This is a genomic window from Micromonospora sp. NPDC049048 (assembly GCF_043197615.1).
GTDB lineage: Bacteria > Actinomycetota > Actinomycetes > Mycobacteriales > Micromonosporaceae > Micromonospora.
The window spans coordinates 355,130-370,831 of record NZ_JBICTM010000008.1; the positions used below are offsets into that span (position 1 = coordinate 355,130).

Annotated in this window: 6 protein-coding genes; 3 read left to right on the top strand and 3 right to left on the bottom strand. The window is 73.9% G+C overall.

Going from position 1 to position 15,702, the window contains the following annotated elements:
- Window positions 1-11: 11 nt before the first annotated feature.
- A complete protein-coding gene (locus ACGFIG_RS25130) occupies window positions 12-1,760 on the top strand; it encodes a condensation domain-containing protein (RefSeq protein WP_393006805.1) in 1,749 nt (582 codons plus the stop codon).
- The gene (locus ACGFIG_RS25135) at window positions 1,757-9,277 is read left to right on the top strand and encodes an amino acid adenylation domain-containing protein (RefSeq protein ID WP_393006807.1); all 7,521 of its coding nucleotides are present in this window, start codon (window positions 1,757-1,759) and stop codon (window positions 9,275-9,277) included. The genes ACGFIG_RS25130 and ACGFIG_RS25135 overlap by 4 nt, the downstream gene beginning before the upstream one ends.
- Here the strand turns inward: ACGFIG_RS25135 and ACGFIG_RS25140 are convergent.
- On the bottom strand, window positions 9,271-10,623 hold the full coding sequence (locus ACGFIG_RS25140) for a condensation domain-containing protein (protein WP_393006809.1): 1,353 nt from the start codon (window positions 10,621-10,623) through the stop codon (window positions 9,271-9,273). The genes ACGFIG_RS25135 and ACGFIG_RS25140 overlap by 7 nt on opposite strands.
- Window positions 10,624-11,051: 428 nt before the next feature.
- Between ACGFIG_RS25140 and ACGFIG_RS25145 the strand changes: the two genes are divergently transcribed.
- The gene (locus ACGFIG_RS25145; RefSeq protein WP_393006855.1) at window positions 11,052-13,082 is read left to right on the top strand and encodes a cellulase family glycosylhydrolase; all 2,031 of its coding nucleotides are present in this window, start codon (window positions 11,052-11,054) and stop codon (window positions 13,080-13,082) included.
- 77 nt (window positions 13,083-13,159) lie between these two features.
- On the opposite strand, the gene ACGFIG_RS25150 is transcribed toward ACGFIG_RS25145, so the two are convergent.
- On the bottom strand, window positions 13,160-14,434 hold the full coding sequence (locus tag ACGFIG_RS25150; protein WP_393006810.1) for an MFS transporter: 1,275 nt from the start codon (window positions 14,432-14,434) through the stop codon (window positions 13,160-13,162).
- A 49-nt stretch (window positions 14,435-14,483) separates the two neighbouring features.
- Complete coding sequence (locus tag ACGFIG_RS25155; RefSeq protein ID WP_393006812.1) at window positions 14,484-15,635, bottom strand: SagB/ThcOx family dehydrogenase; 1,152 nt, start codon at window positions 15,633-15,635, stop codon at window positions 14,484-14,486.
- Window positions 15,636-15,702: the final 67 nt, after the last annotated feature.

A 15,702-nucleotide genomic window follows, 5' to 3' on the forward strand; every position in this document is an offset into this window, starting at 1 on the left:
GGAGCATTGGTATGTCTGAATCGAACGTTTCCCTCGAGGTGCTCGTCCGGCGGGCCCGCCTGCGTACGGCCCAGCGGGACGAGGCGGCCGAGGTCGTCCGACCGGCCACCGAGGTCGAGCTGACTCCCGTGCAGCAGGGGCTCTGGCTCAACGGCAAGTTGCGGGACACGGTCCAGGGGCAGTTGATCACCTGGGGCGCCCGGCTGGTCGGTCCCCTCGACGCGCGGGCGCTCGCCGCGGCGCTGCGGGAGCTGACCGTCCGGCACCCCCGGCTGCGCAGCCGGCTCCGGTCGGCCTCGACCGTCCCGACGCTGCGTGTCGTGGACGACGAGGGTGACATCCGGGTGGTGGAGCTGGCGGACGCGCCGGCGGACGACGAGTCGCCGGCCGAGCGCCTGGCGGCCATGGACGCCGCCGCCGACCGGGTGCTGGCGAAGCGGTGCACGATCGTCGACCCCGAGACCGGACCCATGTTCGTCGGTACGGTGATCACCGCCGGTCCCGACCTGGGCTACATCGGGATCGCCGTGCACCACCTCGTGTTCGACGGCCGGTCGCTCGGCGTCTTCCTGGCCGAACTCGCCGAGCGGTACCGGCTGCGGCGCGGGCACGGCGCGGCCGACCCCGCCGGACTGCCGCCGGTCGAGGTGCTGCCGCTGTCCGCGTCCGGGCCGGCTGTGTCGGCCGGCGACCTCGACTACTGGCGTGCGGACCTGGCCGCCGCCCCGGCGCCGTTGCAGCCGCGCCAGCCGGGTGACGCCGAGGCGCCGCCCCGGCACGACTTCGTGCTCACGCAGGCCGTGAGCCAGCGGATCCGCGACTGCGCCGCCCGGCACCGGGCCACCCCGTTCATGGTGCTGATGGCGGCCCTGGCGGTGACCGTCCGGCGCGAGGGCGGGCCCCGCGACGTGGTGCTCGGCGCGTTGCTGGACATCCGGGGGCCGCACGAGCAGCAGCAGGTCAGCTACCACCTGAACACGGTGCCGCTGCGGATCCGCTGGCGCGACGACGCGGGCACCACGTTCGCGGACCTGCTCGAACGGGCCCGCACCAGCAGCGTCGAGGCGATGGCCCGCCGGCACACCCCGTTGAGCACCATCGTCAGCGCCGTACGCGACGGCGGCACCCGCGCCGACGCGCTGACCCAGATCACCCTCGACTATCTCCAGCAGGACGACCGCACGCTGACCCTGGACGGGCTGCACTGCACCGTACGCGAGCAGTTCGGCAGCTCGCCCGAGTTCGGGCTGGGCGTCATGGTGCTCGACGCCGGGGACCGCTTCGAGGTGTGCCTCGAGCCGGGCCCGCACTTCCTCGGACCGGACGGGGTGCGCCGCTTCGCCGAGTCGCTCGACGCCGTACTGGACGCGGCGACGCTGTCTCCCGACGCCCCGCTGGAGTCGGTGTCGGCCCGCCGCGACGACGCGCTGTTCGTCACGGCGGCGAGCCCCGCGGCGGCGCCCACGGCCGGCGGGGCCGCCGACGGGGACTCCGAGCGGTCGGCCGAGCTGACGGAGATCGTCCGTGCCGCCTACGCCCGGACGCTGCGACTGCCGGAGCTGCCCGGCCGCGACGTGGACTTCTTCGACCTCGGCGGCCAGTCGCTGCTGGCGATCCGTACCGCCCTGGAGATCGGCCGGAAGTCCGGCATGAAGGTCACCATCCGGGACATCTTCACCACCCCGACGCCGGCGGCGCTCGGGCGTCACCTGGCCGGCAGGGAGGCCGCCGCCACGGACAGCACGGGCCAGAACCGGTGACTGCGCTGTCCGCCAGCGTGGCCGGCACCCTGCTGGCCCGCGCGGAGCAGTCCCCGGACCGGGTGATCCTGCGTTACCTGGACGGCGCCGGGCAGATCTCCGAGCAGGTCACCTACCGCCAACTGGTCGACTCCGCGCTGGCGGCGGCGCGGCTCCTGACCGACGCCGGTGCGACGGGGCAACCGGTCCTGCTGCTGGCCAGGGCGGACCGCAACTTCCTCGACTGGTTCTTCGGCTGCCTGTTCGCCGGGGCCATCGCCGTGCCGATGCCGCCGGCGACCGGGCGGCACCGCATCGACCGGCTCGTCGGGGCCGCCACCGACGCGCAGGTCCGGGTGGCGGTCGGCCGGCCGAGCGCCGCCGCGGTCAACGCCCTGCCGGACGTACGCTGGCTGGCCCCCGACAGCCACCGGGAGGCGCCGGCACTACGCGGCGACGGCGTACGGGCGGCCGGCCCGGTGGTGCTCCAGTACACCTCCGGCTCGACCAGCCGGCCACGGGGCGTGATGCTCACCGACGAGTGCCTCCTGCACAACGTCGGCCAGATGGTGGCCACCTTCGACCTGCGCGAGTCGGACGAGATCCTGATCTGGCTGCCGCCCCACCACGACATGGGGCTCATCGGCGGTCTGCTCACCCCGGTGCTCAACGGCATCCCGGTCAGCGTGCTCGACGCGGCCGACTTCGCCCGGCGTCCGCTGCTCTGGCTGGAGACGCTCGCCGCGCGGGCCGCGACCGTCAGCGGCGGCCCGAACGCCGGGTACGAGACCCTGGCCCGGACGCTGGAGCAGGCCCCGCCCGACGTGGCCGGTCTCGACCTGTCCCGGTGGCGGGTCGCCTTCGTCGGCGCGGAACCGGTACAGGCGAGCACGCTGGAGCGCTTCGCGGCCGCCGCCGCCCCGTACGGCTTCGACCGGGCGGCGTTGCGGCCCTGCTACGGCCTGGCCGAGGCCACCCTGCTGGTCACCTGCGCGGCGGGACCACCCGACGTCACCGGTGACGCCGACGCGACGACCCCACCGGTCTCCTGCGGTCCGCCGGTGCGCGACACCACGGTCCAGATCGTCGACGCCGGCGGGCTGCCGGTCGCCACCGGAACGGTGGGGGAGGTGCTGGTCGGCGGCCCCGGCGTGGCGGCCGGCTACTGGAAGGCCGACGCGGCGACCGACCGCGTCTTCGGTGCCAGGGTCCCGGGTCTGCCCGGCCGCTTCCTGCGCACCGGTGACCTCGGGTTCCTCACCGAGGACGGGGAACTCGTCCCCACCGGCAGGGTCAAGGACCTGTTGATCGTGCACGGGCGCAACGTGTACCCGGCCGATCTGGAGCTGGCCGCGCAGCGGGCCGTCACCGACCGCCCCGTCGGCATGGCGGCGGCGTTCCACCTCGAGCACCTCGACGAGATCGCCGTGCTCGTCGAGTGCGGCAGCCCGGCCGGCGACGCCGGCGAGCTGGCTGACGACGCCCTCCTGCACCGCGTACGGGCGGCGGTCGCGGCCCACGCGCAGCACCCGCCGGCGCTGGTCGGCATGGTCCGGATGGGCCTGCTGCCCCGCACCACGAGCGGCAAGATCCGCCGCGCCGACACCCGCGAGCAGTACCGCGCCGGTCGGCTCCGCCTCTCCGCCGAGCTGGCCGGGCAGGCCACCGTCGCCGATCCGGCGGCGGCCCGCGCCGTACGGGACGCCCTCGCCGAGGCCGATCCCGCGACCCGGCCCGCCATCGTCGCGGAGCACCTGCGGGACCTGCTCGGTGCCGCCGGGGAGGGCGACGACCCCGACGCCGGCGGCGTGGCCCGCTACGGGCTGGACTCCCTGGCGCAGATGTCCCTGGTCGTGCACCTGGAGACGGTGGCCGGCGGGCCGCTGTCGTACGCCACCGTGCTGCGGGCCGGATCGCTGGACGAGGTGGCCGAGACGGTCGCCGTGGCGTACCGCCCGGACGGGAGCGGTCCGGCGGGCGAACACGGGTCGCCGCAGGACGGGCCCGAACCACCCGCCGCCCCGCCGCCCGGCGTCCCGGCCCCGACGGGAAGCGCGGAGCAGGCCATGTACCTGCTGGAGCAGATGTCCCCCGGCGGCACCACGCTCGCCGCCGCCGCCGAGGTCGAGGGGGTGGACGCCGACACGATCGGGCGCTGGGTCGACGATCTCGTGGCCCGGCACGAGGCGCTGCGCACCGCCTACCGCAGCGACAGCGCCGGGCTGGTCCGGGTGGTCGTCCCCGTCGGCTCGTACGGCCCGGTGGTGCGCGTCACCGACGGCACGGGCTGGTCGTCGGCGCGGGTGGCCGACTGGCTGTCCACCGCCGACGAGGAGCCGTTCGACCTGGCCGTGGCGCCGCTGTTCCGCGTCGAGCTGCTGCGCCGGGGGCCCGACCGGCAGCTGCTGGTGCTCTGCGTACCGCACGTCGTCGCGGACTTCGCCGCGCTCACCGGGATGCTGTCGGAGCTGATGGCGGCCGGCGCCGGCCGTCCCCCGACGGCGGTGCCGCCGTCCTACCGGGAGCACCTGGCCGCGCTGGCGGACCATCAGGCGGGTCCGGCGGTGGCGGCGGCCGGCGACCACTTCGCCCGGCTGCTGCGCGGAATCCCGGCCACGCTCGCGTTGCCCGGCGCACCGGCGAGGCACCCGGTCGCCGACGCCGCCGCGGAGCTGGACTGCGACTTCGGTCCGGAGCTGACCGCACGGGTACGCGAACTGGCCAGCCAGGAACGGACCACCACCTTCGTGGTGCTGCTCGCCATCTACCAGGCGCTGCTGCACACCGCCACCGGCCAGTCCGGGATCGCCGTGGCGGTGCCGATGTCCGGCCGGACGGACCCACGGTTCGCCGACACCGTGGGCCTGTTCATGAACCAGGTGCCGGTGGTCAGCCGGCTGGGCGCCGGCACCACGCTGCGGGACCTGGTCCACGCGGCCCGCGACCAGGTGCTCACCGCGCTGGACCACCAGCGCTGCCCGCTGCCGGAGATCGCCGCCAGGGTCGGCGGCGCGGGACCGAGCACCCTCTTCGAGACCATGTTCGTCTACTACCAGGCGTCGCCCGGCCAGCGGACCGAGCTGGCCGCCTTCGCGGTCGGCGCCGACGCCGAACTGCGCGTGGGCGGGCTGACCTGGCGCTCGGTGCGGGTGCAGAAGTCCCGGGACACCCTGCCGCTGACCGTGGCAGCCGCGACCGGTCGGTCCGGGCTCCGGTTCGTCTTCCGTTACCTGGTCGAGCGCTTCGACCCGGCCGCCGTACGGCAGCTCGCCGAGGCGCTGCCGCGACTCGCCGCGCGACTGCTCGCCGATCCCGCCGCGCCGGTGGATCCCACCGTCGCGGTGGCGGCCGGGCCGCAGTCGTCGCCCGCCCCGGTCGGGATCGACCGGACCGACCCGTCGGCGCCGGAGCAGCTGGTGGAGCGGCTGTGGCACAGCGTCCGGACCCATCCCCGCCAGCTCGCCCTCGTCGACGCCCACCGGCAGCTGACCTACGAACAGCTCTGGCGACGCAGCGGCGACATGGCGTCCGCGTTGCGGACCCGCGGTGTCCTGCCCGGCGACATCGTGGCGTTGATGCACACCCGCGACGTCGACGCGATCGTCGCCACCATGGCCGTCCTGCGGGCCGGGGCGGCGTACGTGCACCTGAGCCTCGACTCGCCGCTGCCCCGGCTGCGCCGCATCGTCGCCGACTCGGCGCCCCGGCTGGTGCTGACCTGTCCGCGCCACCACGAGGACGCGAGCAGCCTCGGCGTACCGGTGGTGCCGGTCGCGGAACTCGGCACCGGGGTGCGGGCGTCCGGCGTGGGGGAGGACCCCCTGACCGGTCCCCATCCGGAGCCGCTGCCGCCTCCCGACCCGGCCGGCACCGCCTACGTCAGCTACACCTCCGGCTCGTCCGGGCAGCCCAAGGGCGTGGTCGTGTCGCACCGAGCGGTGGCCCACGCCACCGACGCGTACGCCGACCGCCTGGCCATCGGGCCCGGGGACGTGGTGGCGGGGGTGTCGTCGCTCGGCTGGGACATCGTGGTCGGCGACGTCTTCGGTGCCCTGCTGCGCGCGGCCACCCTCTGCCTGGTGCCGGACGAGGTCACCGCCGACGGCGCCGAACTCGCCGCCTTCCTGGCCGGACAGCGGGTGAGCGTGCTCGCCACCACCCCGCACCGCTGGCGGCTGCTCCTCGACGCCGGTTGGCAGCCCCCGTCGGGCTTCCGGGCGGTCTGCGGCGGGGACGCCATGACGGTCGGCGACGCGGGCCGCTTCCGCGAGCTGGGCGTACACGTCTGGAACTTCTACGGTCCGACGGAGACGGTGCTCTGGTCGTGCTGCGCCGACCTGCGGCGGTGGGACGGGCAGGGACCGGTACCCATCGGGCACGACCTGACCGGCTACCACTCGTACGTCGTCGACGACCGGCTCGCCCCGGTGCCCGCCGGTGACACGGGCGAGCTCTGCGTCGGTGGGGCCGCCGTGGCCGACGGCTACCTCGGCGATCCGCGCCTGACCGCCAGCCGCTTCGTGCCGGACCCCCACGCGGGCGTGCCGGGGGCCCGGATGTACCGCACCGGCGATCTCGTCCGGATCCACGGTCGGGCCGGGTTGACCTTCGTGGGTCGGGGCGACGACCAGGTCAAGGTGCGCGGACACCGGGTGGAGCTGGGCGAGGTCGAGGTCGCCATCGCCGGCCTGCCGGGGATCGCGGCGGCGGCCGCCGCGGCACTGCCCGCCGCCGGCGCCGGCCCCGCGGAGCTGGTCGCGTTCGTGGTGGCCGGCCCGCGTGGCCGGCCGGAACAGCGCTCCCTGCTGCGCGCCATGGCCGACGCGCTGCCCCGCTACATGCTGCCGAGCCGGGTGGTCTGGGTGCCCCGCCTGCCGGTGACGGCGAACGGCAAGCTGGACCGGGCGGCGCTGCGCGGACTGACCGGCGAGTCGGCGGTGACCGCCGGAACCTTGCCGACCACCCCGACCGAGCGGCTGGTCGCGGAGGTCTTCGGCACGGTGTTGCAGGTCGGTCCGGTCTACGCCGACGACGACTTCTTCCTCATCGGCGGGCATTCGCTGCGGGCGGTGCAGGCTGCCGCGCAGCTCGCCGCGCGGGCCGGCGTGCCGGTCTCGGTGCGGACGCTCTTCCTGCATACCACGGTCGCGGCGCTGGCCGCGCAGATCGACGGTGCGGCCGGCCAGGACCGGTCCGGCGGCGCGGCCGACGCGCCCCCGCACGTCACCGGCGGGTCCGGCGAGGTCACCCCCGGGCAGTACCGGCTCTGGTTCGACCACCTCCTGGGCGGCCGGGACGCCGGCATGGTGCTGCCCTTCCTGGTCCGGGTGGACGGCCGGATCGACGGCCCCGCGCTGCGCGACGCCTTCGACGTCCTCGTGGACCGGCACGAGTCGTTGCGCACGGTGGTACGCACGGAGGACGGCGCCCCCCGACAGGTGCCGGGCCCCCGCCCCGTCCTCCGGCTGGTGGCGGTCGGGGACCCGGACGACGGCGCCGCCGAGCGCCTCGGCCGGCGGCGGTGTGCCGAGCTGCTCGACGAGGCGTGGCAGCTGGCGGTGGGGCCGCTGGTGCGCTGCGAGGCGTTGCTCGCCGCCGACCACGCGGTGCTCGTGTTCGTGGTCCACCACGCCGTCTTCGACGGTTGGTCGGCCCGGGTGCTCTTCGAGGAGTTCGGCCGGGTCTACACCGCGTTGCTCGACGGCACCGCACCCGACCTGCCCGCGCTGCCGGTCACCGCGTACCAGGCGGCCGAGTTGTTGCGGCGGACGCGGGCGGGGGCGGCCGACCGCGAATCCCTGGACGCGCTGGTGGGACGGCTGCGCGGGGCGCCCCGGCTCCGGCTGCCAGGGCCGTCCGGTCCGAACCCGGCGCCGCCCGGCGAGCAGGCCCGCAAGCGTCGGCAGTCGATCGGCGACAGCGCGCACCGCGCCGCCCGGCGGCTGGGTGCCACCCCGTACGCCGTGGTCACGTCGGCTCTCCTGGTGGTCCTGCGGGACCGGTGCGGGCAGGACGATCTGGTTGTCGGCCTGGACCTGGCCGGCCGGGAGCGGGTCGAGCTGGAGTCCCTGGTGGGCTACTTCGGCAACCAGCTGCCGATGCGGGTGGACCTCGGTGGCCTGCGCCGCCTCGACGAGGTGGCCCGGCGTGTCGGCGCCGAGGTGCGCGACCTGCTGGGCCACCAGAGCGTCGGCTACGAACAGCTGGTCGCCGAGCTGCGCCGCACGGGGTCGGAGACCACCGGCGGCCTGTTCGACGTCAAGGTGGTCCACCAGTACGTGACGGGCCGGCTGGTCGACCCGGCCGGCCGTACGGAGTTCAACCTGCTCGACAGCGGCTGGGCCTCCCCGGCCAACCCGGTGGGGCTGTGGGTGTGGGACGACGGTGGGTCCGCGGTGCTGGAGCTGCACCACCGGTTGGACGCCTGCGCCCCGGCGTGGGCGGATGACGTGTTCGACCAGATCGTCGCGGTGCTGGGCGCCGTGGCGGACAACCCGGAGTGTGAGGTGGCGGATCTGATGGGCAGGTCATCGGCGACGGACGACACGGGGGAGGACTTCCCGTCCTTCGACGACATCGAGATCACCGAACTCGGTGGCCCGGTCGAACCGGCGGTCGAGGTGCGGCGGGCCGGCGCGACCAGCGTGCTGATGGTCAGCGGGGAGGGCTCGGCGCGGGAGTGGCTGGCCGGCCATCCCGACACCTGGCGCGACGGCCTCGACGAGCACGGCGCGGTCCTGCTGCGGGGCTTCGGGGTGGACGACCCGCAGCGCCTGGCCGAGGCGGTGGCCGAGGTGTTCGGGGAGCCGTACCAGACGACCGAGCACCCCCGCCAGGTGCTCGGCGACCGCGTGGTGATGCCGATCGACTACCCGGCGGAGCTGGAGCTGTACTGGCACAACGAGGACTCCTTCAACCGGACCTGGCCGGCCCGGATCGCCTTCGCGTGCCAGCAGCCGGCCGAGGAGGGTGGCGAGACCACCGTCGTGGACGGACTCGCGGTCCTGCAGGCGATGGACGCCGACACCCGTAAGCGGTTCACCGAGCTGGGCGTCTGCTACGTGCGCCGGTTCCTGCCGGGGCTGGGGCTGCCCTGGACGGCGGTCTTCGGCACCGACGACCGTGAAGAGGTGACCCGGCGGTGCGCGGCGGACGGCGTGAGCGCCACCTGGGACGGCGACGTGCTGACCACCCGCGCGCACCGGCCGGCGGTGCTCCCCGACCGCCAGGGCCGGCCGGTCTGGTTCGCCCAGGTGCTGCACTGGCACGAGTACTGCCTCGATCCCGAGACGCGGCTCCAGCTCGCCGCCGCGCTCGACGGGGTGATGCCCCGCTCGGTCACCTACGGCGACGGCACGCCCATCCCCGAGGAGGTCGTGGCCGAACTGATCGACATCAGCCGGGCGAACGAGTGGCCCGCCCCGTGGATCCGCGGTGACCTGCTGCTGGTGGACAACCGGCGCATGGCCCACGGTCGGCGTGCCTACCGGGGCCAGCGCAGGATCATGGTGTCGTTGGGTGACCCGCAGCGTCAGTGAGCGCCCTGCGGTTCGCCTGTCGTCTCGTCGACCTCGTCCAGCGTCCGGCCCGGATCGGCCAGGAGCCGTTGGGCGAGGTCGACGAAGCGTCGGGCGAACTCCTCGACGGTCGAACGGTGGAACAGCGCGGTGCTGTAGGTGAAGAGGCACCGTAGCCTCTCCTCGGTCACCCCCACGTAGAGTTCGAGGTCGAACCGCGCGCTGGTGGTGCCGTCCAGCCGGAACGTCCGGACGGTCACGTCGTGCCACTCGGACGTCTCGTCGTCCGTACCGTCCTGGTCGAGGTCGAAGCTGAGCTGACAGAGCGGCCGGCGGCTGTAGTCCCGGGGCACCCGTAGGTCGGTGATCAGCTGCTGGTACGACACGTTCTCGTTCTCGTGCGCCAGGAGCACCTGTTCGCGTACCTGCTCCAGCACGTCGCGGAAGGTGTCCTTGTCGCTGAGCCGCACCCGCACGGCCAGGGTGTTCACGAAACACCCGATGACGTTCTCGACGTCGGGGTCGGTCCTGCCGGACAGCGGCGTGGCCACGGCGAGGTCGTCCTGGCGCAGGTACCGCCGCAGCAGCACGAAGTAGACCGACAGCATGGCCATGTAGGGGCTGACCCGTTGCTCGCGGCACAGCTCGCGCAGGGCGGTGACCGCGGGCTCGGCGACGGTCGTCTGCACGGAGCTGCCCTCGTACGACAGTTCGGCGGGGCGGGGGTTGTCGCCGGGCAGCTCGGTGGGGGTCAGGTCGGCGAGGTTCTCGCGCCAGTACTCCAGTTCCTCGCTGTCGCCGTCGTGGTCGTCGGCGCGTTGCCAGAGCTGCGGGTACTGGCGTACCTCGGGCAGGTCGACGGCCTCACCCCGGGCCAGTGCCCGGTAGGCGGCGCCGAGCTCGTGCTCGAAGATGGGCGCCGACCACCCGTCGAACACCAGGTGGTGGACGTCGACGTACAGGACGTGGTCGTCCTCGGCCAGCCGGATCAGGGTGGCCCGGACCAGCGGGCCCTCCTCGATGTCGACGGGGACCTGGGACAGCTCGTCGATCAACGCCTTGGCCTGCTCGACCCGTCGCGACGGTGGCAGGAGGTGCGAGAGGTCGGTCTCGGCCAGCGACAGGGGCTGGGTGCGCGCCACCCGCTGCCACGGTTGGCCCTCCCAGTCCATCGGGAACGTCGCGCGCAGGCTGTCGTGCCGGTCCACCACCACCTGTAGCGCCCGGGCCAGGTGGTCGGTGCGCACCGGGCCGGTCAACCGCCAGGTCAGCGGGATCGTGTACGCGCTGGACTCCGGGGCGATCTGCATGGTGAACCACAAGCGCTCCTGCACGGCGGAGAGCGGGTAGTCGACGTGGGCGCTCATCGTTGCTCCGTTCGGTATCTGGCGGCCAGGGTCCGGTCCGCCGCCGGGACGGGCGGGTGGTCCGGACGAGGCCGGTCACCGCGGCCACCAGAGTCGGTGAAGATCCAGCGATCCCGGACGAGGTTACAAGCGTCCCCGCGCTGGTCGGCGGGCACCTCCGCCTCGTCCCGGACCGTCACCAGGCCATTTGCCCTACGTGAGGGGCGGTGGCTGGGCCGCGCCGCCCGTCCAGATGGAGGTACGCCGATTGACAAAGTTTGGAATCTAAACTTAATCTGCGGTCGCGATCGGGTGTCGGCCGCGTTCGTGGTGGCGCCTGCCGCGATCCCGTCCCAGCGGCATCCCAGGCGAGGAGCGTCATGGCCGAGACCCGAGGTACGACGAGAAGGACCCGATGGCGGCTGAGCCTGTTCACCGGCGCCCTCACCATGCTGGTGGTGAGCCTCGGCCTGACGTTCGCGGTGAGCGCCCACGCGGCCGCCGGCTGTCGGGTGGCGTACTCGGCCAACCAGTGGCCCGGGGGCTTCACCGCGAACGTGGCCGTGACCAACCTCGGTGACCCGATCGACGGGTGGCGGTTGACCTGGACGTTTCCCAGCGGGCAGCAGGTGACCTCGGCGTGGAACGCCACCGTCACCGCCACCGGCGCCGACGTCACCGCGACCAACGTCGGCTACAACGCCACCATCGGCACCAACGCCACGGTGTCGTTCGGCTTCAACGGCTCCTGGTCGGGCGCGAACACCGCCCCCACCTCGTTCGCGCTGAACGGCGTCACCTGCACCGGCGGCGTCGGCCCCACCTCCGCGCCATCCAGCACCCCGCCACCCACCACGCCGCCGCCGACCGGTGACCCGATGGCCTACGTGGCCGCGATGCAGCCCGGCTGGAACCTCGGCAACACCTTCGACGCGGTCGGCAGCGACGAGACGGCCTGGGGCAACCCACGCGTCACCGAGGCGCAGCTGGACGCCGTCCGGGCGCAGGGCTTCAACAGCATCCGGATCCCGGTCACCTGGAGCAACCACCACGGCCCCGCGCCGGCGTACACCATCGATTCGGCGTGGCTCAACCGGATCAAGGAGGTCGTCGGTTGGGCCCTCGCCGACGGCTTCTACGTGATGATCAACATTCACCACGACTCGTGGCAGTGGATCAACGCGATGCCGTCCGACCGGACCACCGTCCTCAACCGCTACAACGCGCTCTGGACCCAGATCGCGGCCGCGTTCCGGGACGCCTCACCGAGGCTGCACTTCGAGAGCGTCAACGAGCCGCAGTTCGCCGACAGCTCCGGCGACGCCCAGAACGCGCAACTGCTGCACGAGCTCAACACGTCCTTCCACCGCATCGTGCGGGCCTCCGGCGGCAACAACGCCACCCGGATGCTGGTCCTGCCGACCCTGCACACCTCGGCGGACCAGGCCCGCGTCGACGAGCTGACCAGCACCTTCACCCAGCTGGGCGACCGCAACCTGATCGCCACCGTGCACTTCTACGGCTACTGGCCGTTCAGCGTGAACGTCGCCGGGGGCACCCGCTTCGACGCCACCGCCCAGAAGGACCTGACCGACGCCTTCGACCGGGTGCACAACGCCTTCGTGGCCAAGGGCATCCCCGTGGTGATCGGCGAGTACGGCCTGCTCGGCTTCGACCGGCACACCGGCACCATCCAGCAGGGCGAGAAGCTGAAGTTCTTCGAGTTCCTCGGCTGGTACGCCAGGACGAAGAAGATCACCACGCAGCTCTGGGACAACGGGCAGCACTTCAACCGGCTCACCTTCCAGTGGAAGGACCCGGAGCTGTTCGCGCAGATCAGGTCGAGCTGGACCACGCGCTCCGGGACGGCGTCGTCCGACCAGGTGTACGTGCCGCGTACCGGCTCGATCACCGCCAGGACGCTCGCCCTGAACCTGAACGGCACCACCTTCCAGGGGCTGTACCAGGGTGGCACCGCGCTGGCGCAGGGCACCGACTACACCGTGTCGGGCAGCCAGCTCACGCTGACGGCGTCCGCGCTGACCCGGCTGGTCGGCAACCGGGCGTACGGCGTGAACGCCACCCTGCAGGCGCGGTTCTCCGCCGGGGCGCCGTGGCGGATCGACGTGCTCACGTACGACCCGCCGGTGTTGTCGAGCGCGAGCGGGAACACCACCTCGTTCGCGGTGCCCACCCAGTTCCGTGGTGACCAGCTCGCCACGATGGAGGCGAGGTACGCCGACGGCCGCAACGCCGGCCCGCACGACTGGACGCCCTTCAAGGAGTTCGACGTCGCCTTCGCCCCCGACTATCCGGGCAACCGCATCACGCTGACCGACACCTTCTTCGCCGCCGTCGACGACGGTGCCCGGGTGACCCTCACGTTCCACTTCTGGAGCGGCACGACCGTCACCTATCACGTCACGAGGTCGGGCAGCAGCGTCACCGGTGTCACCGCCGGCGCCGCCCGGGTGGGCTGACCCGGCACCGGGGTCTCCCGGCCGCGACGGGCCGTGACCGCCAGCCGGTCACGGCCCGTCGGGCGTACCCGATCGGATCATTCGGCGCGGTCCCTGCCACCCGCCGTCGCTCCGGCGGGGCGGGCGCGGGCGGGTTCGCTGAAGGTGCTGACGCCCGGGACCAGCAGCGTGAGGGCGCTGGCCGCGGCGGTCAGCGCGGCCGCGGCGACGAGGGTGGGCCGGATCCCGAACGCCGCGACCGCGGGGCCGGTCAGGGCGTAGCCGACCGGCAGCAGGGCGAAGGCGCTGAGCTGGTCGAGGGCGAGGGTCTTGCCGAGCACCGCGGCGGGGATCTCGCGTTGCAGGGCGGACAGCCAGTAGAGGAAGTAGATCTCCACGACGAATCCGCCGACGGCGAAGCAGAGCGCCGTGACCGGCAGCGGCAGGGCGAAGGCGAGGCTGGCGGGCAGGGCGGCGTAGGTGGTGAGGGCCAGCATGCTGACCGTGCCGGGTCGCCGGGGCCGCCACCGGCCGGCCAGCGCGATGGCCGGCAGGGCGCCGGCGGCGGCAGCGGCGAGGACGACCCCGTAGGCGAGTTCGCCGCCGAGGCGTTCCGCGGCGACCAGCGGCAGCAGCGTCAGGCTGGGTGCGGTGCCGGCGAAGAGCTGGACCGCCACGGCGGCCATCACGGCGGCCACCCAGGGACGGCGCCGGACGGTGGCGATGCCGGCCGCGGCGTCGGCCAGGACGCTGGTCCGGGGCCGGGTGCCGGCGGCGAGGTCGCGCACGCCCAGCACCGCGAGGGCACCGGTCGCGAAGAGGAGGGCGGCTAGGCCCAGCGCGGCGTCGATGCCGATGGCGGTGACGATCGCGGCGCCGGCGAGCGCCCCCAGCAGGGTCGCGAAGCGCTGTACGGCGGAGACCAGGGCGTTGCCGCGTACCAGCAGGTCGGCGGGGAGCAGCGCCGGGACCAGGGAACGCATGGCCGGCCGGGACAGGGACTCGGCCACGCCGGACAGCGCGGTGACGACGCCGAGCGCGGCCAGGGGCAGGCTGTCGAGGCAGAGCAGCGTGCCGAGGACGATGGTGGTGCGCATCAGGTCGGCGGTGAACAGGATCCGGGGCCGCGAGACCCGGTCGGCGAGGATGCCGCCGGCGAGCAGGCAGACCACCAGGGCGATCGCCCGGCCGGCGAGGATGACGGCGATGGTGCCGGCGCCGGCACCGCGCTGTACGGCGTACAACGCGAACGCGACGGGCAGGATCTGGTCGGCGATCGCCCCGGCGGACTGACTGGCCCACACCCGCAGGAACAGCGGGTGCTGGCTCAGCTTCTCGCCGCTGCCGGTGGCGGTGCCGGTGGGCGCGCTCATGGCGTGGGGCGCGTCCGGCGGTGGCCCGCGCCGGTGCGGCCGGCCGGGCTCATCCGGACTGCTCCGGCCGCGTCGCCTGCTCCGCCGGAGACCGGTGCGCGCTGGCGGCGAGGCGGGCCGGCGGCGGGTACTGCGAGCCGGCGGGCCGGGCGCCGTCACCGGGGGCGGGATTGCCGGCGGAGAGCAGGTACGTGGCGAACTCGTGGTCGGGATCCACCCCGAGCATCGCCTCGACACCGCTGTCGTGGAACGCGATGGTCTGGAACGGCGCCAGGCCGAGCGCGGTGCAGGTCAGCGCGAAGGTCTGGCCGTAGTGGCCGGCGTCGAACATCCACAACCGGTAGGCCCGGGGGTGCCGGTACTTCCAGGACAGGCGGGCGGCGACGGTGGTGGTGAGGCAGGTGAAGGCCCCCCGGTAGGAGGGCTCCTGCTCGTAGGTCAGGGCGGCGATGCGGTCCCGGTCGACGGTGGCGTCGAGGAGCTCCAGGCGGTGCACCTCGGGCGCGTAGTGGTAGAGGCCGGGCGGCACCCCGGTGACGTCGTAGACGGCGACGTAGCACTCGACCTCGTGCCGGCCGCCGGCGGAGGCGCTGATGCGCCCCTGCTGAGGGCCGAATGCGCCGCCGTCGAGGAAGCACTGGGGTGCGAACGTGCAGGCCAGAACGGTGGCGAGCGCGTCGATGCCGACCGGGGTGTCGGCGAACGCGCGGTGGGTGCGGCGGGCGGCGAACACCTCCTCGACCGGCGTACGCAGCGGCAGGGTGCGGCGGGGAAGGTGCACGGCCGGGGCGTCCGGGTATCGCTTGAACGGCGCCGGGGGCTCACCGTCGGCGGCGATCTGGGTGGCCGTGGCGTCCCGTCGCGGCGAGTCCACGAGGTAGTTGGCGTCCCGGGCCTCGGTGTGCATGCGCGACGCGATCGGCCCCCAGTGCTGCCAGGCGGGCGGGGTGTCGACGTCGTCGGTGTCGGCGACGAGGACGCCGGCGTCGCGGAGCTGGTGGACCGCCTTGGTGGCGGCGTCGGCGGCCTCGCTGCCGAAGTGGCCGGCGATCTCGTCGACGTCGGTGAAGTCGTCCAGGCGCTGCAACAGGGTGAACAGGTCGGGGGTGACGCGCAGCCAACGGCGTTCACCGGGCAGGGCGACCATCAGCGCATCGCTGTCCCAGCGGCAGATGAGCTGCTCGCGCCGGCGTACCCGCATTCCGGTGTCCTTTCACGACGACGCACGATGGACAGAATGGTGCCGGACCCGCGTGCGGGTCCGGCAC

What these genes read in the sequence shown, in the direction of transcription:
- ACGFIG_RS25150 (WP_393006810.1), bottom strand. Translation starts at nt 14,434, where the DNA reads ATGAGCGCGCCCACCGGCACCGCCACCGGCAGCGGCGAGAAGCTGAGC.
- ACGFIG_RS25130 (WP_393006805.1), top strand. Translation starts at nt 12, where the DNA reads ATGTCTGAATCGAACGTTTCCCTCGAGGTGCTCGTCCGGCGGGCCCGC.
- ACGFIG_RS25145 (WP_393006855.1), top strand. Translation starts at nt 11,052, where the DNA reads ATGCTGGTGGTGAGCCTCGGCCTGACGTTCGCGGTGAGCGCCCACGCG.
- ACGFIG_RS25140 (WP_393006809.1), bottom strand. Translation starts at nt 10,623, where the DNA reads ATGAGCGCCCACGTCGACTACCCGCTCTCCGCCGTGCAGGAGCGCTTG.
- ACGFIG_RS25155 (WP_393006812.1), bottom strand. Translation starts at nt 15,635, where the DNA reads ATGCGGGTACGCCGGCGCGAGCAGCTCATCTGCCGCTGGGACAGCGAT.